The following is a 20,397-nucleotide window of genomic DNA, read 5'->3' on the forward strand; positions in this document are numbered from 1 at the left end:
GTCAGATCCCCAACTCTTGACGCTGGCGCTTCAAGTGCTCCGGCATCTCTTTGTAGACGTCTTCGAACATGGTCGCGGCGCTTGGAATCTGGCCACCGGCGAGAGTGCCGTACTGTTCGGCTTCTTTCTGCGCGGCGATCACTTGGGCTTCCAGTTCGGCGCTGACGGCGGTGTGTTCCTCTTCGGACCACTGGCCGATCTTGATCAGGTGCTGCTTGAGGCGCGCGATCGGATCGCCCAACGGGAAGTGGCTCCAGTCGTCGGCAGGACGGTATTTCGATGGATCGTCCGAGGTGGAGTGCGGGCCGGCGCGGTAGGTGACCCACTCGATCATGGTCGGGCCGAGGTTGCGGCGCGCGCGTTCAGCGGCCCAGGCGGAAGCGGCGTAGACCGCGAAGAAATCGTTGCCGTCGACCCGCAGGGAGGCAATGCCGCAACCGACGCCACGCCCGGCGAAGGTGGTGGCTTCACCACCGGCAATCGCCTGGAAGGTGGAGATGGCCCACTGGTTGTTGACCACGTTGAGGATCACCGGCGCGCGGTACACGTGGGCGAACGTCAGGGCGGTGTGGAAGTCCGATTCAGCGGTAGCGCCGTCGCCAATCCAGGCCGAGGCGATTTTGGTGTCGCCCTTGATCGCCGAGGCCATGGCCCAGCCCACAGCCTGGACGAATTGAGTGGCGAGGTTGCCGGAAATGGTAAAGAAACCGGCCTCTTTCACCGAGTACATGATCGGCAACTGACGTCCCTTGAGCGGATCGCGCTCGTTGGACAGCAGTTGGCAGATCAGGTCAACGAGCGGCACTTCGCGGGCCATCAGGATGCTTTGCTGGCGGTAGGTCGGGAAGCACATGTCGTCAATGTTCAAGGCCAAGGCCTGGGCGCTGCCGATGGCTTCTTCGCCAAGGCTCTGCATGTAGAACGACATTTTTTTCTGACGCTGGGCGACCACCATGCGGTTGTCGTAGATCCGCGTCTTGAGCATGGCGCGCATGCCTTTACGCAGGATCTCCACCGGCACGCCTTCGGCCCACGGGCCCAGAGCATTGCCCTGGTCGTCGAGCACACGAATCAGGCCACGGGCCAGGTCGGCCGTGTCAGCCGGTTCAACGTCGATAGGAGGTTTGCGCACCGTGCCGGCGTCGGTCAGATGCAGGTAGGAGAAGTCGGTTTTGCAGCCGGGGCGGCCCGAGGGTTCGGGAACGTGCAGGCGAAGCGGTTCATACGCTTGGGTCATGGCTTCTACGCTCGATCTTGTGAATTTCTTGTAGTGAGCTGACAGATTTCGTTCTGTGGAAGAAATCTTGTCCTACAACAATCATAGGCCCGGCCAAGAAGAATATTTCTCTCTGTTTCGTTGCGCTCAAGATCATTTGCAGATAAAAAAACTGCATAAACATAAAAAACAGGTGTTTTTGTCTCATGCGCAAACTGGACCGTACCGATATCGGCATTCTCAACAGTCTTCAGGAGAATGCACGCATCACCAACGCCGACCTGGCACGCTCGGTCAACCTGTCGCCCACGCCGTGCTTTAACCGGGTTAAGGCGATGGAGGAACTGGGCTTGATTCGTGAGCAGGTGACCCTGCTGGATGCCGATTTGCTGGGGCTGCACGTCAATGTGTTCATTCATGTCAGCCTGGAGAAACAGGTGGAGGAGGCGTTGCAGCATTTCGAAGAGGCCATCTCCGATCGCCCGGAGGTGATGGAGTGTTATCTGATGGCGGGCGATCCGGATTACCTGATTCGGGTGCTGGTGCCGACCATTCAGTCGCTGGAACGTTTCATGATGGACTTTCTGACCAAAGTGCCGGGGGTGGCGAATATTCGGTCGAGTTTTGCGCTCAAGCAGGTGAGGTACAAGACGGCGCTGCCATTACCGGCGAACGGCCTGACGCTAGGCACCTGACTGATCGTTCCCACGCTCTGCGTGGGAATGCATCCCGTGACGCTCTGCGTCACACCCGAAGCGGAACGCGGAGCGTCCCTGGCGGCATTCCCACGCAGAGCGTGGGAACGATCAGCAGGAAGGCCGTGTTTAGAATTTATTCAGGGGGATCTTCAGGTAGGTCACGCCATTGTCCTCTGCCGGCGGCAAATTCCCCGCCCGCACATTGACCTGTATCGCCGGCAGCAGCAGCGTCGGCATGCCCAACCCGGCATCGCGTCGGGTGCGCATGTCGACGAACGCGGCTTCGTCGATGCCGTCGCGCACGTGGATGTTGCTTTTGCGTTGTTCGCCGACGCTGGTCATGCAGTGCGGTTCGCGGCCCTCGGGCGGGTAGTCGTGGCAGACGTAGAGGCGCACGCCGGCGGGGAAAGCCAGCAGCTTGTGGATCGAGGCGAACATCTGATGCGCGTCGCCGCCGGGAAAGTCGCAGCGGGCGGTGCCGACGTCCGGCATGAACAGGGTATCGCCGACCAGGATCACGTCACTGTCGATCAGGTAAGCCATGTCCGCCGGGGTATGACCCGGCACATGCAGGGCGGTGGCCTTGAGGTTGCCGATGCGGAATGACTCATTCGGGGCGAACAAGTGATCGAACTGCGAACCGTCGATGCAGAATTCCGGCTCAAGGTTGAACAGGGTCTTGAACACGCCCTGGACCTTGCAGATCGACTGGCCGATGGCGATCTTGCCGCCCAGTTCCCGCCGCAGGTAGGGGGCGGCGGACAAGTGATCGGCGTGGGCGTGGGTTTCCAGAAGCCATTGCACCTGCAAGCGGTGCTCGTGCACGAAAGCGATGATCCGGTCGGCCTGCAGGGTGCCGGTGCGTCCGGCAGCCGGCGTGTAGTCCAGTACCGGATCGACGATGGCGCACTGTCCGCCATCGGTTTCGTAGATGACGTAACTGTAGGTTGAAGAGGCATCGTCAAAAAAAGCTTCGATCAGGGCAGGCATGTGGGCTGTTTCTTCATGGGCAAGTCATGAGGTTAGTTTCATTTTCCCTGCGCTGACCAGCCCGTGACACATTCAGTTGATGAAAAAAACGCTGCGGGCTCTATCCTGTCACTCTATCGATACCGGGCGTTCCCGGCCTTTGTCATGGATTACGAGCGTTATATGTTGCTGGCGAGTTTTTTTGGTGTGGTCATGGGGTTGGTGCTCGGTTTGACCGGGGCCGGGGGCGGCATTCTTGCGGTGCCGGCGCTGGTGTTGGGGCTGGGCTGGAGCATGACCACGGCGGCGCCCGTCGCACTGTTCGCGGTGGGCAGCGCGGCGGCGGTGGGTGCCATCGATGGATTGCGCCATGGCCTGGTGCGCTATCGCGCGGCGCTGTTGATCGCCTTGCTGGGCGCGATTTTTTCCCCGCTGGGTATCTACTTCGCCCATCGGCTGCCGGAAAAAGTCCTGATGATTCTGTTCAGCCTACTGATGGTCATGGTAGCTGCGCGGATGTTGCGTCGTGAGCGCAAGGACGAGGGGCCCAGCGATCATGGTCACGCCAACTGGGGCCAGAAGAACTGCATGCTCGATCAGCAGACCGGGCGCTTTTCCTGGACCGCCAAATGCACCGCGACCCTCGCGGCCCTCGGTGCGGTGACCGGTGTGGTCTCGGGGTTGCTGGGGGTGGGTGGCGGCTTTCTGATCGTGCCGGCCTTCAAGCAGCTAACCGATGTGCAGATGCGCGGCATCATCGCCACGTCCCTGATGGTCATCAGCCTGATCTCGGCCATCGGCGTGATCGGCGCATTGCATGCCGGGGTGCGCATCGACGGCTTGGGTGTTGCTTTCATCGTCGCCAGCATCGTCGGCATGATCATTGGTCGAAAGCTTTGCGCGCGAGTACCGGCGCGGGCATTGCAAGTCGGATTTGCGAGCATCTGCCTGGTAGTCTCCGCCTACATGCTATTGCGGGCCGGCATCTGAATCTGTAATACCGCGTCATCGTTCTTCGCCTGTAGGAGCCAGGCTTGCCGGCGAACCGAGCGCCGCGGTGTATCTGATATACCGCGTCATCGTTCTTCGCCTGTAGGAGCCAGGCTTGCCGGCGAACCAAGCGCCGCGGTGTATCTGATATACCGCGTCATCGTTCTTCGCCTGTAGGAGCCAGGCTTGCCGGCGAACCAAGCGCCGCGGTGTATCTGATATACCGCGTCATCGTTCTTCGCCGGCAAGCCTGGCTCCTACAGAGGGCGAAATTGCAGGCTGAACGTCAATTCTGCCGATTGACCTTGCTCCAGCAAACGCAACCCTGGCCGACCGGGCAAGTGGTGCGCATTGACCGGGTGGCTGACCGGTTCTATGCAGAAAAACGCCAGGCCTACCGGGCAGTAGAGCAGGTAGTAATCGCTGCCGGTGGCCTGGCACTCCAGCTCGTAACCGAGGTCGGGTTGCTGGATCAGGCAGTGGCCATCCCAGTTGCAGAAGCCGTTATCGACCAGCGTTTCGGGCAGCGCCGTTGTCTGCCGGAAATCCCATTCGGCAGGTAATGCACTCAGCTGCGTCGGCAGTTTTTTCTCATCGCAGAACCATACCTGTCGGGCCGCGGCCTGCAATCGTGTGTTGGCGCTGCGCGGCAAATACGGGTGCAGCCCCAGCCCATGCCAGGCCGCCTGTTCGGCCAGATGGGTGACGCTCAATTCGATGCTCAGCTTGCCTTCGCTCAGATGGAAACGTTGCCGGGCGCAATAGGCAAAGGGCTCGCTGCTATCGAGTTGCAGCACTACTTCGTCAGCCGTTGTGGAAACCACCTGCCAAGGTTGCTGCCAAGCGCTGCCGTGAATCGGTAACGGATCGCTGAGGCTGTTGGGCGCCAAGGCTAGCCACCCGTCCGGGCAGTCGAAACCCCCTTCGGCAATGCGGTTGGACCACGGGATCAAAGGAAAGCAGCCAAGTTTGCCGGGAAGTCCCGTGTTCAAGGCGTGCACATCGGCGTGTCGCAACAAGGGCTGGCCAGTGTTGCGCACGGTCCAGTTGACGATGCTGCCGCCGAGTTCGGGGGCTAGGGTGAGGCAGGTGAATTGGTCTTCAAGTTCGAGCAGTGTCGGTTTCATGTTCACCAGCGATAAGAGGGAATACGCGGATTACCTCTGTAGGAGCCGGCTTGCTGGCGATGGCGATCTCAAATACGCCATCGTCGGAACGCCGCCCGCAGCAAGCCGGCTCCTACAGGGAAGGGTTACAACACCAAATGCGGCAACCATAGCGACAGCGCAGGAATGTAGGTCACGGCCATCAGCACCAGGAACAGCACGCCGTAGAACGGCAGCAGGGCCTTGACGGTTGATTCGATGCTGACTTTACCCACGGCCGACCCCACAAAAAGTACCGCGCCCACCGGCGGTGTGATCAAACCGATCCCCAGGTTCACCAGCATGATCATGCCGAACTGCACCGGATCCACGCCAATGCCGAGAATCACCGGCATCAGGATCGGCGTGAGGATCAGGATCAGCGGCGCCATGTCCATCACGGTGCCGAGCAACAGCAGCATGACGTTGATGCACATCAGGATCACGTAACGGTTGTCCGACAGGGTCAGGAACATCGTGGTGATTTTCGCCGGGATCTGCATCAGGGTCATGATGTAGCCGAAGCTGGCAGCGAAGCCGATCAGGATCATCACGATCGAAATCGTGCGCACCGTGCGGTGCATCAGTTTCGGCAGCTCGCTCCACTTGTAGTCGCGGTAGATGAACATGGTCACGAAGAACGACCACAGCACCGCAATGGCTGCCGACTCGGTCGCCGTGAAGATCCCGCTCAGGATCCCGCCAAGGATGATGACCATCGCCATCAAGCCCCACAACGCTTCGCCGCAGATCTTCAGCGCTTCGCGCATCGGAATGACTTCACCCTTGGGGTAGTCACGCTTTTTCGCGAAGATCAGGCACAACACCATCAGGCACGCGCTCATCAACAGGCCCGGTACCACGCCGGCCATGAACAGCGAGGCAATCGACACCGTACCGCCTGCCGCCAGCGAGTAGAGCACCGAGTTGTGGCTCGGCGGGGTCAACAAGGCTTGCACCGACCCGCTGACGGTCACGGCAGTGGCGAACTCACGGGGATAGCCGCGACGTTCCATTTCCGGGATCAGCACCGAACCGACCGAGGCGGTGTCCGCTACCGAGGAGCCGGAGATCGCGCCAAAGAAGGTCGAAGCCATGATGTTGACCAGCGACAAGCCACCGCGCACGAACCCGACCAGCACCCCGGCGAACGCCACCAGGCGCCGGGACATCCCGCCTTCGGCCATGATCGCACCGGCGAGGACGAAGAACGGAATCGCCAGCAGGGAAAATTTGTTCACGCCGCCGGCGACCTGAATCATCAGCGCCTGGAACGGAATGTCGATCCAGAACGCGCCGATCAGCGCGGATAGCCCCAGCGCGTAGGCGACGGGCATACCGATCAGGATCAACGCGATAAAACTGCCCAACAGAATAAAAGCGTCCATTCAGGCAGCCCCTTCGTTTTCTTCAACGTGGTCGAAACGCACGACCCGACGGTTGCTCTGGTCACCGAGCAAGAGTTTTTCCAGGACAAAGATCAACGTCAGCAGACCGCCCACGGGAATCGGCATGTAGGTGATGCCCACGCGCAGGGTCGGCAGGGCGCTCATGAACTGGTTCCAGGTCGACAGGCACAGCTTGCTGCCCCAGACGGTCATGAACAGGCAAATGGTCGCCATCAGCAATTGTGAAAACACACTCATGGCCTGGCGCAGTTGCGGCGACATGCGGTCGGTGAGCATCGCCACCGCCATGTGCGAACCGGAACGATAGCTGGCGGCGGCGCCGATGAAGGTGAAGACCATCATCAGCAGAATCGCCGTGGGCTCAGGCCAGCTTGAGCCGGTGCCGAGGACATAACGGGCAAACACGCCCCAGGGAATGATCAACGCAATGGCCAGAACGGACAGCCCCGCGACCCAGATACAGGTCATGTAGAGCTTGTCATTGAAACGTAGCAGTAGATTCTTCATCGGGTTCCACCGTAACCGGGCGCGCACTGACCTACACCCAGGTCAGTGGCGCCGGGCCTTTCTTGAATGCAGGGAGGGTTACTGAACGGCTTCGATGCGCTTGATCAGGTCAGCGTAGGGCGCACCGTATTTCTCGCGGATCGAGGCGGTCGCTTCATAGAAAGGTTTCTTGTCGACGGTGATGAACTCGACGCCGGCAGCCTTGAGTTTTTCTTCGCTGCTGGCCGATTTGGCATCCCACAGGGTGCGCTCCTGCGCTTGCGCAGCCTTGGCGGTCTTCCTCACCAGAACCTGCTGCTCGGGGGTGAGTTTGTTCCAGGTGATCTTCGACATCACGATCGGCTCGGGCAGGATCAGGTGTCCGGTCAAGCTATAGAACTTGGCGTTCTGGTAGTGATTGTGTTCGAGCAGGGTCGGCGGGTTGTTCTCCGCACCGTCGATCACACCGGTCTGCAGGGCACTGAAGATTTCGCCGGTGTCCATGGCGATGCCGTTGCCGCCCATGGCGTTGATGGTTTCGATGAACATCGGGTTGCCTTGCACGCGGATCTTCATGCCCTTGAGATCTTCGAGGCTGCGCACCGGTTTCTTGGTGTAGATGTTGCGCGTGCCGCCATCCATCCAGGCCAGGGCGACCAGGTTGAATTCGGAATTGGTGATCTTGTCGAGGATCTCGTCGCCAACTTCGCCATCGATGACCTTGCGCATGTGCGCCTGATCGCGGAACACGAACGGCATGTTGAACACGTTCACGTCCGGTACCACCGGCCCGACGATGCCGAGGCTGACCCGGGCCATCTGGATGGCGCCGACCTGGGCCTGCTCGACCACTTCTTTTTCAGAGCCGAGCACACCGCCGGCGAACATCTTGAAGGTCAGCTTGCCATCGCTGTCGGCGACCAGGGTTTTGCCCAGCTGTTCTTCAGCGACCACGGTCGGGTAGCCCGCAGGGTGTATGTCGGCAAACTTGATTTCCAGCGCGTGGGCGGCGCTGCTGAGGGTGAAAGCCAGAGGGAGTGCTGCGGCGAGCAAGGTGCGTTTGAAGTCCATTGGGGGTGTCTCCAGTTTTGTTGTTGTTTTTATTCAAGGCACAGCGGTGTAGTACCAACAGTTGCATTCATTGCTTGAAGTGCGGCTCCGGCAGACCCTTGACGCCGGGGTCCAGGGCGAACACGCCACCGGCCAGCGAATGTTCATCCTGGTCGTCTCCTGGGCGAATCGAGGTCACGAACAAGGTGTCCAGGCGACTGCCACCGAAGGCGCACATGCTCGGTTTTTTCACCGGTACGCAGAGCGTGCGGTCCAGTCGACCGTCGGGGGTAAAGCGGTGAATCAGCCCGGCATCGTTGCCGCAGATCCAGTAACAGCCCTCGGCATCGACCGCCGCGCCATCAGGACGACCGCCGTGCTGATGCATGTCGATGAACACGCGGCGGTTGGAAGGGGTGCCACTGTCGATGTCGTAATCGAAGGCCCAGACCTGCTGCACCAGCGGATGGGAGTCGGATAGGTACATCGTTCGACCGTCGGGGCTGAAGGCCAGGCCGTTGGGAACGATCAGGCCGTTCAACTGCGCCTGGAGTGGCCCGTGTTGTCCGGCGCCGTAGCGATAGAGCGTGCCCACGGCGGCATTGGCGCCCATGTCCAGCACCATGCTGCCGGCCCAGAAGCGGCCCTGACGGTCACAGCGACCGTCGTTGAGGCGCATGCCCGGACGGGCGTGATCGACGTGGGCCAGGGGTTCGCTGTCGAGGCTGCCATCGGCATGCGCATGCAGATGGAAGAATCCGGTCTCCATGCCGGCGACCCAGCCGCCGTCGGGGTGACGGGCGATGCAGGCGAGCATCTGCGGGGTTTTCCAGGCGTCCACATGACCGGTTTGCGCGCTCCAGCGTTGCAGGCCCCCGGCGGGAATATCGACCCAGTACAGGGCGTTTTCCTCGGGGACCCAGACCGGGCTTTCACCTACGGTGTTGCGGGCATCGACAATCAATTCGGCTTGCATGGCAACTCATTCCCTGGGTTGTTTGTGGTTGTAATCAAGGCCGAGGCGCTCAGTCGCCGAACGGGCCGGCAACGCAAAAGGCACCGCCCTGGTAGATCCGCGCCGGGTCATCAGCGGCCGGCAATGGCTGGGCTTCGACTTTTTCACGGAATACTTCGGAAGTGTCCTGCGGGACGAAACCCAGCGAGGTGGCGTAACGGTTGTCCCACCAGACGTTCTTGTTGTCGGAGGCGCCGTAGACCACGGTGTGGCCGACATTCGGGGTGTAGAGCGCTCGTTCCAGCAGCTGGGTGAGGTCGCCGAAGCTCAGCCAGGTGCTCATCATCCGGCGGTTTTGCGGCTCGGGGAACGAAGAGCCGATGCGCACGCTGACAGTCTCGATTCCGTAGCGATCGAAGTAGAACGTGGCCATGTCTTCGCCGTAGGACTTGGACAAACCGTAGTAGCTGTCGGGGCGGCGAGGGGAGTGGGCGTCGATCACTTCATCCTGCTTGTAGAAGCCGATTACATGGTTGGAACTGGCGAAGATCACGCGCTTGACGCCGTGCCGGCGTGCCGCTTCGTAGATATGGAATACACCGCAGATATTGGCGCCGAGGATTTCTTCGAACGAGCGCTCAACCGACACGCCGCCAAAATGCAGGATCGCGTCTACGCCTTCGACCAATTGGTGCACGGCTTGTTTGTCGGCCAAGTCGCACGGCACGACTTCTTCGCGATCATCGATGGCGGGGGCGATGTCGGCGATGTCCGACAGGCGAATGACATTGGCGTACGGGCGCAGGCTCTCGCGCAGGACTTTGCCCAGGCCACCAGCGGCACCGGTCAGCAGCAGGCGATTGAAGGGCGTTTGGGCGGTTGCGGTGGTCGTCATGGGAATCCCTGGACAAACAGTTGTTGTTATTGGGTCGTTGTAGGTTGTCGTACGACTTTGCTGAAGTATCGGTAGGCTTTCCGGGTTTTGTCAACGCGACATTGGTGGAAATTGACGGAGGGTCACCTCCTTCCTGTCGGCATTGAATCTATGGGCTGGCCTGGTACCTGTAGGAGCGAGCCTGCTCGCGATAGCGTCCTTCCAGGCAACGATTGTGCTGGCTGATCCACCGCTATCGCGAGCAGGCTCGCTCCCACAAGGTTTTGTGTTTACAGCAGGCTGATCGGATAGCTGATGAAAATCCGGTTTTCATCAAACTCGTTGGTGCTGAAATTCTTGCGGATGCTCGCGTTGCGCCATTTGACGTTGAGGTTTTTCAGCGCGCCGCTCTGCACGGTGTAAGCGAGTTCCGATTCACGGCCCCATTCCTTGCCGTCGGTGATGGTGCCGGTGTGCACGTTGTCGCCGCTGATGTAGCGGTTCATCAGCGTCAGGCCGGGAATGCCCAATGCCACGAAGTTGTAGTCGTGACGCACCTGCCAGGACTTCTCCCTGGCGTTGTCGTAGCTGGAGTTGTAGCTGTCGTTGGCCAGGGTCCCGCCGCTGGTGCCGTTGACCCGCATCCACACGTCGTCGCCGCTGAGTTTTTGCAGGCCGACGTAGAAGGTGTTGCCGCCGTACTTGGCCGAGAGCAGGGCAAACGCGGTCTTATTGTCGAGGTCGCCGGCCAGGGCGCTGCCATCTTCCTTGCCGATGAAATAGCCGAGGTTGGCGCCGAGGGTCCAATCGCCGATGGGCTGGCTGTGGCTGAGGTTGAAGTATTGCTGTTGGTAGATGTCGCTGAGCTCCGCGTACCAGACGCCGACCTGGGTGCGCTTTTCGTTAAAGGCGTATTCGCCGCCGCCGAAGTTGAAACGGTCCGATGCAAAGGCAGCAGATTTTCCGTTCATGAACATGTCTTCCATGCTCGCATCGTTGCGCGGACTGTTCTGGCGGAACTGCCCGCCGTATAGCGTCAGGCCGCTGATCTCGGTGGAGGTGACCTGTCCGCCGCGGAAGGTTTGCGGCAGCGAGCGACCGTCGTCGGAACGCAGGATCGGCAGTACCGGCATCCATTCGCCGACCTTCAGTTCGGTTTTCGAGATCTTGCCTTTCAGCGCCACGCCCAGGCGCCCGAAGTTGTCGGCCGGGCGGCCGTCACCGTGGATCGGCAGCAGCTGCGTCCCCCCGGTGCCTTTGCCGCCGTCGAGCTTCTGCGAGTACAAGCCCAGCACATCCACACCGAAGCCGACCGGGCCCTGGGTGTAGCCCGACTTCGCATCGAGGATGAAGTTCTGTGTCCACTCCTCAGCCTTGCCCTGGGGGTAGGCCGGGTTGGTGTAGTTGCGATTGATGTAGGCGTTGCGCAGGTTCAGCGTGGCTTTGGCGTCATCGGTGAAGCCTTCGGCGTGGCTTGTCATCGGCAGGACGAGGGCCAGACTGCCGCAGCCGAGCAGGCTTAATGTCTGCAAACGGGTGAAGGCTGGGTGTGGGGTACGGGCGGACGAATTGCGGACGAGCTTGCTCACTATGACGCTCCCTTTCTGCTTTTTATTTTTATTTTTGTCATACGTCGTCGTACAACATTGGCGCAGATATTTGCGGGATTTTCAGGGGTTGTCAATCGGAAGTTATACGATGACCTGTGGCAGGAAGCTGGCTGTCTCAGGGCGAGTGTTGCGTCGCCGAATTCGCGTTCGCCTTCTATTACTGGCCAACCTCAAACGCGTAAGCGCCTTCGCTCTTGTGACTATCGACCGACACGACATGCCACTCGACTTTGTAGTCGCCTTCGGTCAAGGGGACAGCCGGGGTGACAATCAGAGTCCTTTTATCAGGACCTTGAGTGACCAGGCTTTTTACCAGAATGTCGTCACCATCGTGGCTGATCGTGACTGTGCACAAGTCGGCTTCGACACCTTCGGAAAAAGTCAGGCTCAATTCCGCGGGGGCGCTGACGGTGCTATCGGCGGCGGGCATCTGGCTTTTTAGATGGGCGTGAGCAAACACGGATGAGGCGCAGAAAAGCGAGGCGAGCAGGGCGGCGGTCAGGGTGTTTTTCAAGCGCATGTTGAGTCCCTCAGCGGCAGGTTCGAAGTGAGGTCAGTCTAGCCGCGCAAGGCCGGTTGCACGAAGTTTGCCAGTCCCCTGTCGCCGCGAGGTAGAGCGGATGCTAGTCTTGTTTAATGTTGTTGTCAGGGAGCCCTCATGGGCAATCACAAGATCGAGATTCGTCGCAGTAACGTCGAGAAAATTCTGCTGGGGGCCGAGAAGGTCTTCGCCGAGAAGGGCTTTGGCAGCACCGCCATGGCCGACATTGCTGCCGAAGTGCAACTGCCGCGCTCCAACCTGCATTACTACTTCAGCACCAAGACCGAACTGTACAGCGCCGTGCTGTTCGACCTGCTGGAAGTGTGGAAGCAGGACGCCCTGTGCTTCGAGATGTTCGACGACCCCCGCGTGGTGCTCAGCAGCTACATCCGCGCCAAGATGAACCACTCGCGCAGCCGGCCCTACGGCTCGAAAGTCTGGGCCAACGAAATCATCCACGGCGCGCCGACATTGGGTGCGACACTGGATGCGAGCCTGTACGACTGGGCCAAGATGAAAGAGGCGAAGATCCGCCAGTGGGTGGAGGACGGGCGCATCCTGCCGGTGGAGCCTTCAAGCCTGCTGTATATGATCTGGGCGTCGACCCAGCACTATGCCGACTTCGATCATCAGGTGAATATCCTCAATGATCACCAGCCGCTGTCGGACATGCAGTTCGAGCGGGCGGTGCAGACGGTGACGAGTGTGATATTGCGGGGGATTGGGTTGGAGCCGTAGTCAGTTCAGAAACACGAATCGCCGGAAGAGGTGGCGGCCTCGTCGCACTCGACAACTTCTACAAGACAGAGCACGGGAGCAACGGATAAGCCGCATGGGAGCTGTCGAGTGAAACTAGCTGCGATCTCATGTTGGCTATTGATCAAAAAGCCACATAATTATGCAGATCGTGATTACGGCCCCAAAAACGACATGTCACTGTCCACTCATAGTCGATCACTACATACTAATTCCTATTATCCGCTTGCCTGAGACTCGAACGTACGTCGGTGTCACTCTTGAAAAAACACAGCCTCGTTGCACCCGACAACCAGGTGCTCCAATCGGTCGCGTATGTAAATTTTCTTGAAGATCTGCAGGGTGAGTCATGTCCTTGGTTTTGTACTTTTTCTCATGTTGGCTTCCCAACTATCATAGCTCTTTTCTTTGATCTTCAGGTGCGTAATGGCAAGAGCTTCTAGTGTGATTTGTTGGGGGGACGCAGCTGGAGCTTCACGGATATGCGCGCGGAGTTCTTGAATCACCTGAGATTGTTTTGATGTTACTAGTCGGGTAATGCGCCCCTGTGGAACAAGGTTGTCATATATCTGTGCTTTGTACACACTATTACTCATGTCTGCTTTTTTTAGTTTTTCTTCAGGTAAATATCGTATAAGGGTTGTGGTCGACGGGACATCTTGCTCGACGATATCCGGAATTGATGGTCGTGTAGGTCGTGATGTGCCGGGTGCCGATTCCAAAGTATTAAAGTTTGACTGTTGTGAGCGATCCAACGATCTAGGGCCGCTCGCTGAAGGGCGCCTTCGGCTAATGTTGATGGATGAGGCAACTAAAGGAACCTTTATTTGAGGAGGATTTTTTGGTGTGGTGAAGACGGGTGCGTTGCCAGTTGGATCATAACGATTTATCGGGTCGCCCTTACAGTAGGCATAAGGGTTGATCCCGCCTTCCCCAAAGGGACTTAGGTTGTCCGGACTATTGAACCGCATCAATACCGGATTGAATGCGCGCTTCCCCCGTCCCAGCAGATAGTGCCCGGTTACCGCATCAGGAGATTCGCCATTAAACCCGAGCAAACTGCTAAAACCGCTTTCAGCCGGGTAATGGCCGTAAGCTGTATGAGCGAAGTACTCGGATTCGTATTGGGTCAAGCTGTGCAGCAACGAATGGGCTTGGTCGGCTGCCAGCAGTGTGTTTTCGTTTAAGCTAGCTGCGGCTTTACGCTGTGCAAGTGGCTCAGCCTCATGGCGAAAAATCGCCCGTTGCGAATGCTCTCCCAGTTCCGTCGCCAGGTAATTGCCCTGATAGAACCGTTGGATGCTTCCGTGAGCCGAAATGCCCGTGGCTGACAGACGATCCACGGCGTCGTAGTGATACCGCTGGAGCATTTTCAAGGAGGAGGGCATGAGGGCGGTCCCTGGAGATAACGTGCTCTCAGAATGTGATTTCCCTCGGTCCTTGTCTACTAGCAGAACTGATAGTCCGTACGTCGGTGTTGCGCTTGAAGATCGCAGCCTCGTTGCACTCGACAGCTCCTACAGGGGGCTTTGGCGCCTCGGAACCCGGTTAGAGCTGTCGAGTGCAACGAGGCCGCGATCTTTTGCTTGCTAGCGATCAAACAGCCACATGGTGCGGATTGCGCGGATCGTGGCTCCAGTCCAGGAACGGCTTGCCGCCTTCCATCGGTCCCATCTCCAGTGCGGTTTAAAGGGCTTAATTCGGCGACATAGCTGAAGTCGATTGAATTTTAGGTGACAGGACCGCTCCTGATAATTTCGTTAGAAGTCTGCTGGTAGTTTTCGATACTTGTTTGCATGATTTTCATCCTGGGCTTTTGAAGTTTTTGTATAAGTTCCTCTCGTTTACTGGTTGGCCCAACAAAGCCTCCGAGCTTACCTGTAAGTCTCAAAAAATCTTTCCTATCTGCTTCATGGGCATAGGCAGAAAAATTGGGATTATTTTTAATGTGATTTTTAAAATTTAACTCAACATCAGATAGCTTGAGCAGTGCTCCAGGTGTTGCATTGTTTGATGAAAGGTGGTGGGTGGCGGTATGCGAAAGATCGTATTCAAATGGCCGTGGGTGATTTTTAGAAGTGTCAGACGGCGATGATCGCGTCTTTTTAAATGTTCGAATCTTGATGTGCTTTATAGTCCTGTCGACGGTTGAACCTCTAAGGCTTAATGGGTCTCGCGGTTGAGTGACAAATTTTAATGTGTGCGCATTTGTCTGCATTGTAGGAGTGATTTTAGGCGCTGCCGGGGGCCTCATACGGACATTCCCGGTGGGGTCATAATAATTTATAGAATCGCCCTTACAATAGGCATAAGGATTGATCCCGCCTTCGTCAAAAGGGCTCAGGTTGTCCGGACTATTGAATCGCATCAATACCGGATTGAAAGCGCGCTTTCCCCGTCCCAGTAGATAGTGCCCGGTCAACGCATCAGGAGGTTCGCCATTGAATCCGAGCAAGCTGCTCAATCCGCTTTCAGCCGGGTGATGACCGTAGGCCGTGTAAGCGAAATGCTCGGCTTCGAATTGCGTCAAACTGTGCAACAACGAATAGGCTTGGTCAGTCGCCACTAGTGTATTTTCGTTTAAGCCATGCGTGGATTTATGCTGTGCCAGGGGCTGTGACTCGTGGCGAATGATCGTCCGCTGCGAATGCTCTTGCAGTTCCGTCGCCAGGTGGTTGCCTTGGTAGAAACGCTGGGTGCTTCCGTGAGGTGAAAGGCCCGTGGCTGACAGACGATCTACGGCGTCGTAGTGATACCACTGGAATATTTTCAAGGAGGAGGGCATGAGGGAGGTCCCTGGAGGTAACGTGCTCTCAGAATCTGATTTCCCTCGGTCCTTGTCTACTAGCAGAACTGATAGTCCGTATATCGGTGTCGCGCTTGGAAGATCGCAGCCTCGTTGCACTCGACAGCTCCTACAGGGGGCTGTGTTGACCCTGAGATCCGGGTAGCGGCTGTCGAGTGCAACGAGGCTGCGATTTCTTGGGTGCTAAAAATCAAACAGCCACATGGTACGGATTTCGCGGATCGTGGTTCCAGTCCAGAAACGGCTTGCCGTTCTCCATCGGCACCATCTCGATACAATCCTGCACCGGGCACGTGATCTGGCACAGGTTGCAGCCCACGCACTCATCCTCGATCACTTGGTACTTATGCGTGCCGTCCGCCTGCTTGACGCTGGCCACCGCCTGGTGCGAGGTGTCTTCGCAGGCAATATGGCAGCGACCGCAACCAATACACGCCTCCTGATCAATCTTCGCAATCACCTGATAGTTGATATCCAGGTACTTCCAGTCGGTGGTATTGCCCACCGCGCGCCCGGAAAACTCGGCGATGCTGGCGTAACCCTGACTGTCCATCCAGCGTGACAGGCCGTCCTTCATCTCCTCGACAATCCGGAAGCCATGCAGCATCGCCGCCGTGCACACCTGCACCGAACCGCTGCCGAGCGCAATGAATTCGGCGGCATCGCGCCAGTTGCCGATGCCGCCAATGCCGCTGATCGGCAGGCCTTGGGTCTGCGGGTCGCGGGCGATTTCGGCGACCATGTTCAAGGCGATCGGCTTGACCGCCGAGCCGCAATAGCCGCCATGGGTGCTTTGGCTGCCGACCATGGGATTGGCGACCATGCGCTCGAGGTTGACGCTGGTGATCGAGTTGATTGTATTGATCAATGACACTGCATCCGCACCGCCACGGTGCGCCGCGCGGGCAGCCACGCGGATGTCGGTGATGTTTGGCGTCAGCTTGACGATCACTGGCAATGAGCAATAGGTCTTGCACCAGCGGGTGACCTGCTCGACGTATTCCGGCACCTGGCCGACCGCCGCGCCCATGCCGCGCTCGGGCATGCCGTGGGGACAACCGAAGTTCAGCTCGATGCCGTCGGCCCCCGTGGCCTCCACCAGCGGCAGGATGTGTTTCCATGATTCTTCGACGCAGGGCACCATCAGCGACACGATCAGCGCGCGGTCCGGCCAGTCCTTTTTGACCTGGGTGATTTCCCGCAGGTTGATCTCCAGCGAGCGATCGGTGATCAGTTCGATGTTGTTAAAACCGAGTACTTCCCTGTTGGCACCGAAGTGCGCCGAATAGCGCGACGAAACGTTGACCGCCGCCGGGTCTTCCCCCAGAGTTTTCCAAACTACGCCACCCCAGCCGGCCTCGAAGGCGCGGACCACGTTGTAGGCCTTGTCGGTCGGCGGTGCGGAGGCCAGCCAGAACGGGTTGGGGGACTTGATGCCAGCGAAGACAATCGACAGATCGGCCATTTACGCAGCCTCCACGTTGAGCATCAGTTGAGCGTTGATCGCCTCGGCGGCGCGTTTGCCGTGTTGTACTGCCTGCACGGTGAGGTCCTGGTCGAGGCTGGTGCAGTCACCGCCGGCATACACGCCGGGGATGCTGGTGCGCAGTTGTTCGTCCACCAGGATGCGATCGCCCTGACGCTTGAGTTCTCGGGCTAAAGGGTCGGCGAGGGCGCTGGAATCGAAGCTTTGGCCGATGGCTTTGAAGATCGCATCAGCGGCCAATTCAAAGGATTCACCGGTGGTTTGCAGGCGACCTTCAACCAGATGTGTGCGAGCGAAGCGCATGCCGCGAACGTTGCCCTGGTCGTCGAGCAGCACTTCCTCGGGCTGTGCCCAGGTCAACAGGCGCACCTGATTGGCTTTGGCGATGTCTTGTTCGTGATGGGTGGCACCCATGTCTTCCACGCCACGGCGGTACACGAGGTTGACGTCGTGTGCCCCAAGACGCGCCATCTGCACGGCCATGTCGATAGCCGTGTTACCGGCGCCGAGCACGATGCAATGGTCGGCCAGCGGTAACAGGCTCAGGTCATCGGCCTGGCGCAGTTCGCGGATGTAGTCGGTGGCGGCCACCAGACCGGGCGCGTCTTCATGAAGTAGACCAAGCTGTTTGCTGGCCGCCAGGCCGATGCCGAGGAATACGGCGTCGAATTGTTGATGCAGGTCGCTGAGGGTCAGGTTCTCTCCCAGTTTCTGCCCGTGGCGGATTTCGATCCCACCTATTTCCAGGAGGAAGTCCAGCTCCTTCTGTGCGTAATCGTCCACCAGTTTGTATTTGGCGATCCCGTATTCATTCAGGCCGCCGGCCTTTTCCCGGGCTTCGAAAATCACCACGTCATGGCCGTGCATCGCGCTGCGGTGGGCGCAGGACAACCCGGCGGGACCGGCACCGACCACGGCGATGCGCTTGCCGGTGGCAGCACTGCGCGCGAACGGGTGCTCGTGGAAGTGCGCGTTGTCCACGGCATAACGTTGCAACAGGCCGATCAACACCGGCGCGCATTCATGGGCGTTGTTGCGCACACAGGCTTGCTGGCAAAGAATTTCCGTCGGGCAGACCCGGGCGCAACTGCCACCGAGGATGTTGGCAGAGAGGATTTTCTGCGCCGCACCCTGCACGTTGTCCTGGTGGATGTTGCGGATGAACGACGGGATATCGATTTCGCTCGGGCAGGCATTCACGCAGGGTGCGTCGTAGCAGTACAGGCAGCGCGAGGCTTCCAGATGGGCCTGGCGATCGTTGAGTGGTGGCGCCAGGTCGGTGAAATGGCCGGCGAGGGCGGCCGCACTTTCATAGGGGTGCGGTAGGTGGGTCAAGGTCTTGATCACGGTATTTGGCCTCACGGTTATTTGAGGTGCTGCCTCTGCTGGGCATTGTTTTTGTGTTGTCTGTGCGGGCCTCATCGCGAGCAAGCTCGCTCCCACAGGGATCTCGGGTGTTCACAAAACCTGTGGGAGCGAGCTTGCTCGCGATAGGCCGCAGGCCGCTTTCAGCGTTTAACAGCAGTAGGCTGATTCAACTCAGCCCGCTTGCTCAGCAAATCGAATACCGCCGGATAAGCCGGCCGTTCGATGTACCGCCCGGCACCGCGCTCAGCCCGCAAATCGCCATCGGCCCAGACCACGCGGCCTTGGCTGATGGTATGGCTCGGTACACCGCGCACGATCTTGCCTTCGAAAATATTGAAGTCGACCTGCTGGTGATGGGTCTTGGCGGAAATCGTCCGCGTACCTTGCGGGTCCCACAGCACCAGGTCGGCATCGGCACCGACGCGGATCGCGCCTTTACGCGGATAGAGGTTGAAGATCTTCGCGGTGTTGGTGGAGGTCAGCGCGACGAATTGCTGCATCGAAAAGCGCCCGGTGTTCACGCCTTCATCCCACAACACGGCCATGCGGTCTTCGATGCCGGCGGTGCCGTTGGGGATCTTGCTGAAGTCGTCCTTGCCGGCGGCTTTCTGCTCGGCGCAGAAGCAGCAGTGATCGGTGGCGGTGGTGTGCAGGTTACCCGCCTGCAAACCGTGCCAGAGGGCCTCTTGATGACCGCGAGGACGGAACGGTGGGCTCATCACGTAGCCGGCGGCAGTCTGCCAGTCCGGGTGTCGGTAGACGCTGTCGTCCAGCAGCAGATGCCCGGCCAGCACTTCGCCGTAGACCGGTTGGCCCTTGGCGCGGGCGTAGGTGATTTCGTCGAGGGCTTCCTTGGTCGAGACGTGGACCAGATATAGCGGCGTGCCCAGGGTTTCGGCAATGCGGATGGCGCGGCTCGCGGCCTCGCCTTCCACCTGCGAGGGGCGCGACAGTGGATGCGCTTCGGGCCCGGTCATGCCCTGGGCCATGAGTTTGCGTTGCAGGTGATACACCAGCTCACCGTTTTCCGCATGCACAGTCGGCACCGCGCCCAGTTCCAGGCAGCGCTCGAAACTCGCCACCAGGGTGTCATCCGCCGCCATGATTGCGTTCTTGTAGGCCATGAAATGCTTGAAGCTGTTGACCCCGTGATGAATCACCAACTCGGCCATTTCTTCGCGAACCTGTTCGCTCCACCAGGTAATCGCGACGTGGAAGCCGTAATCGGACGCCGACTTCTCGGCCCAGCCGCGCCACTGATGGAAAGCCTCCATCAAGGATTGCTGCGGATTGGGGATCACGAAGTCGATGATCGACGTGGTGCCACCGGCAAGACCCGCCGCCGTGCCACTGAAAAAGTCTTCGCTGGCCACGGTGCCCATGAAGGGCAGTTGCATGTGGGTGTGGGGGTCGATGCCGCCAGGCATCAGGTATTGACCGCTGCCGTCGAGTATCTCGGCACCTGCGGGAACGTCGAGGTCTTCGCCGATGGCTTTGATTACGCCGTCTGCGCAATACACATCGGCGCGATAACTTTCATCATGGGTGATAACGGTAGCGCCACGGATCAACAGAGACATTCCGAGTTCCTCGCAGGCATGACCGACTGATGCCGGTTCTAGATGTTTTATATGACGTCAGCGTCAACCGTTGTATTCCTGTCATCGCTGTCAGGATTAAAAGCTAGTCTGAGTTATGGGAATGAGCAAGAATATTTTTTATAAGCTTATGACTGGTTTAACTAATTGATAAATAAAGAAATAAAACTTAAATCACCAAAATGGTGAGGCCTCTCACCATTTTGACGCACTTGACAGGATCCAAATATGGTCAAGATTTCTTATGTGAAATCAGCCGTTTGAGGATGGTCTATGGTTGATGCGCGACTTTGAAAAAAACATCAATGCACCAGATTGAGTCCTGACTGTTCGGACAACTTGGCTGGCATTCGGCCTGAGTGACATGACAAGTAACCGTGGACGACCGAGTAAAACTGATAAACATCAGTTGGTTACAGAGTGTTTATGGATCTGCCCGA

18 protein-coding genes are annotated in these 20,397 nt (G+C 58.6%); 3 read left to right on the forward strand and 15 right to left on the reverse strand.

All coding sequences use genetic code 11. From position 1 onward, the window contains the following. Position 1 precedes the first annotated feature (1 nt). Positions 2 to 1,237 carry a 3-methyl-2-oxobutanoate dehydrogenase (2-methylpropanoyl-transferring) subunit alpha gene (locus tag ACA054_RS13245; RefSeq protein WP_497689782.1) on the reverse strand — a complete coding sequence of 412 codons (1,236 nt, stop codon included), beginning with the start codon at positions 1,235 to 1,237 and terminating at the stop codon, positions 2 to 4. Between the two features lie 185 nt (positions 1,238 to 1,422). On the opposite strand from ACA054_RS13245, the gene bkdR reads away from it, so the two are divergent. Further along, positions 1,423 to 1,911 carry a Bkd operon transcriptional regulator BkdR gene (gene bkdR / locus ACA054_RS13250; protein WP_008059350.1) on the forward strand — a complete coding sequence of 163 codons (489 nt, stop codon included), beginning with the start codon at positions 1,423 to 1,425 and terminating at the stop codon, positions 1,909 to 1,911. Between the two features lie 129 nt (positions 1,912 to 2,040). On the opposite strand, the gene ACA054_RS13255 is transcribed toward bkdR, so the two are convergent. After that, the gene (locus ACA054_RS13255; RefSeq protein WP_497689783.1) at positions 2,041 to 2,904 is read right to left on the reverse strand and encodes an MBL fold metallo-hydrolase; all 864 of its coding nucleotides are present in this window, start codon (positions 2,902 to 2,904) and stop codon (positions 2,041 to 2,043) included. Positions 2,905 to 3,066: 162 nt separating this feature from the next. Here ACA054_RS13255 and ACA054_RS13260 point away from each other — a divergent pair, with 162 nt between their 5' ends. After that, positions 3,067 to 3,873 carry a sulfite exporter TauE/SafE family protein gene (locus ACA054_RS13260; RefSeq protein WP_497690293.1) on the forward strand — a complete coding sequence of 269 codons (807 nt, stop codon included), beginning with the start codon at positions 3,067 to 3,069 and terminating at the stop codon, positions 3,871 to 3,873. A 257-nt stretch (positions 3,874 to 4,130) separates the two neighbouring features. On the opposite strand, the gene ACA054_RS13265 is transcribed toward ACA054_RS13260, so the two are convergent. From ACA054_RS13265 to copC, 8 genes are all read right to left on the reverse strand, one after another. Then, positions 4,131 to 5,000, reverse strand: a complete 870-nt coding sequence (locus ACA054_RS13265) for an aldose 1-epimerase (protein WP_497689784.1) — start codon at positions 4,998 to 5,000, stop codon at positions 4,131 to 4,133. 125 nt (positions 5,001 to 5,125) lie between these two features. Beyond that, positions 5,126 to 6,406, reverse strand: a complete 1,281-nt coding sequence (locus ACA054_RS13270) for a TRAP transporter large permease (protein ID WP_056852883.1) — start codon at positions 6,404 to 6,406, stop codon at positions 5,126 to 5,128. Next, the gene (locus tag ACA054_RS13275) at positions 6,407 to 6,934 is read right to left on the reverse strand and encodes a TRAP transporter small permease (RefSeq protein WP_497689785.1); all 528 of its coding nucleotides are present in this window, start codon (positions 6,932 to 6,934) and stop codon (positions 6,407 to 6,409) included. It lies immediately after the preceding gene. Between the two features lie 78 nt (positions 6,935 to 7,012). Then, on the reverse strand, positions 7,013 to 7,984 hold the full coding sequence (locus ACA054_RS13280; protein WP_497689786.1) for a TRAP transporter substrate-binding protein: 972 nt from the start codon (positions 7,982 to 7,984) through the stop codon (positions 7,013 to 7,015). Between the two features lie 67 nt (positions 7,985 to 8,051). Continuing rightward, the gene (locus tag ACA054_RS13285) at positions 8,052 to 8,939 is read right to left on the reverse strand and encodes an SMP-30/gluconolactonase/LRE family protein (RefSeq protein ID WP_497689787.1); all 888 of its coding nucleotides are present in this window, start codon (positions 8,937 to 8,939) and stop codon (positions 8,052 to 8,054) included. Positions 8,940 to 8,988: 49 nt separating this feature from the next. After that, positions 8,989 to 9,813: an NAD-dependent epimerase/dehydratase family protein gene (locus ACA054_RS13290; RefSeq protein ID WP_497689788.1), complete on the reverse strand. Its 825-nt coding sequence runs from the start codon at positions 9,811 to 9,813 to the stop codon at positions 8,989 to 8,991. 269 nt (positions 9,814 to 10,082) lie between these two features. Next, positions 10,083 to 11,381: an OprD family porin gene (locus ACA054_RS13295; RefSeq protein ID WP_497689789.1), complete on the reverse strand. Its 1,299-nt coding sequence runs from the start codon at positions 11,379 to 11,381 to the stop codon at positions 10,083 to 10,085. Positions 11,382 to 11,559: 178 nt separating this feature from the next. After that, entirely contained in the window at positions 11,560 to 11,922 is a 363-nt protein-coding gene (copC, locus tag ACA054_RS13300; RefSeq protein ID WP_497689790.1) for a copper homeostasis periplasmic binding protein CopC, read from the reverse strand. Positions 11,923 to 12,060: 138 nt separating this feature from the next. Between copC and ACA054_RS13305 the strand changes: the two genes are divergently transcribed. Further along, on the forward strand, positions 12,061 to 12,681 hold the full coding sequence (locus ACA054_RS13305) for a TetR/AcrR family transcriptional regulator (protein WP_497689791.1): 621 nt from the start codon (positions 12,061 to 12,063) through the stop codon (positions 12,679 to 12,681). Positions 12,682 to 13,046: 365 nt separating this feature from the next. On the opposite strand, the gene ACA054_RS13310 is transcribed toward ACA054_RS13305, so the two are convergent. The 5 genes from ACA054_RS13310 to hydA form a co-directional block, all read right to left on the reverse strand. Next, positions 13,047 to 14,087 carry an RHS repeat-associated core domain-containing protein gene (locus ACA054_RS13310; RefSeq protein ID WP_497689792.1) on the reverse strand — a complete coding sequence of 347 codons (1,041 nt, stop codon included), beginning with the start codon at positions 14,085 to 14,087 and terminating at the stop codon, positions 13,047 to 13,049. Positions 14,088 to 14,428: 341 nt separating this feature from the next. Continuing rightward, positions 14,429 to 15,484 carry an RHS repeat-associated core domain-containing protein gene (locus ACA054_RS13315; protein ID WP_497689793.1) on the reverse strand — a complete coding sequence of 352 codons (1,056 nt, stop codon included), beginning with the start codon at positions 15,482 to 15,484 and terminating at the stop codon, positions 14,429 to 14,431. Between the two features lie 211 nt (positions 15,485 to 15,695). Continuing rightward, a complete protein-coding gene (preA, locus tag ACA054_RS13320) occupies positions 15,696 to 16,970 on the reverse strand; it encodes an NAD-dependent dihydropyrimidine dehydrogenase subunit PreA (RefSeq protein ID WP_497689794.1) in 1,275 nt (424 codons plus the stop codon). Next, the gene (locus tag ACA054_RS13325) at positions 16,971 to 18,338 is read right to left on the reverse strand and encodes an NAD(P)-dependent oxidoreductase (RefSeq protein WP_497689795.1); all 1,368 of its coding nucleotides are present in this window, start codon (positions 18,336 to 18,338) and stop codon (positions 16,971 to 16,973) included. It lies immediately after the preceding gene. Positions 18,339 to 18,499: 161 nt separating this feature from the next. After that, positions 18,500 to 19,939, reverse strand: a complete 1,440-nt coding sequence (gene hydA / locus ACA054_RS13330) for a dihydropyrimidinase (protein WP_497689796.1) — start codon at positions 19,937 to 19,939, stop codon at positions 18,500 to 18,502. Positions 19,940 to 20,397 lie beyond the last annotated feature (458 nt).

This window comes from Pseudomonas sp. LBUM1653 (assembly GCF_059716115.1).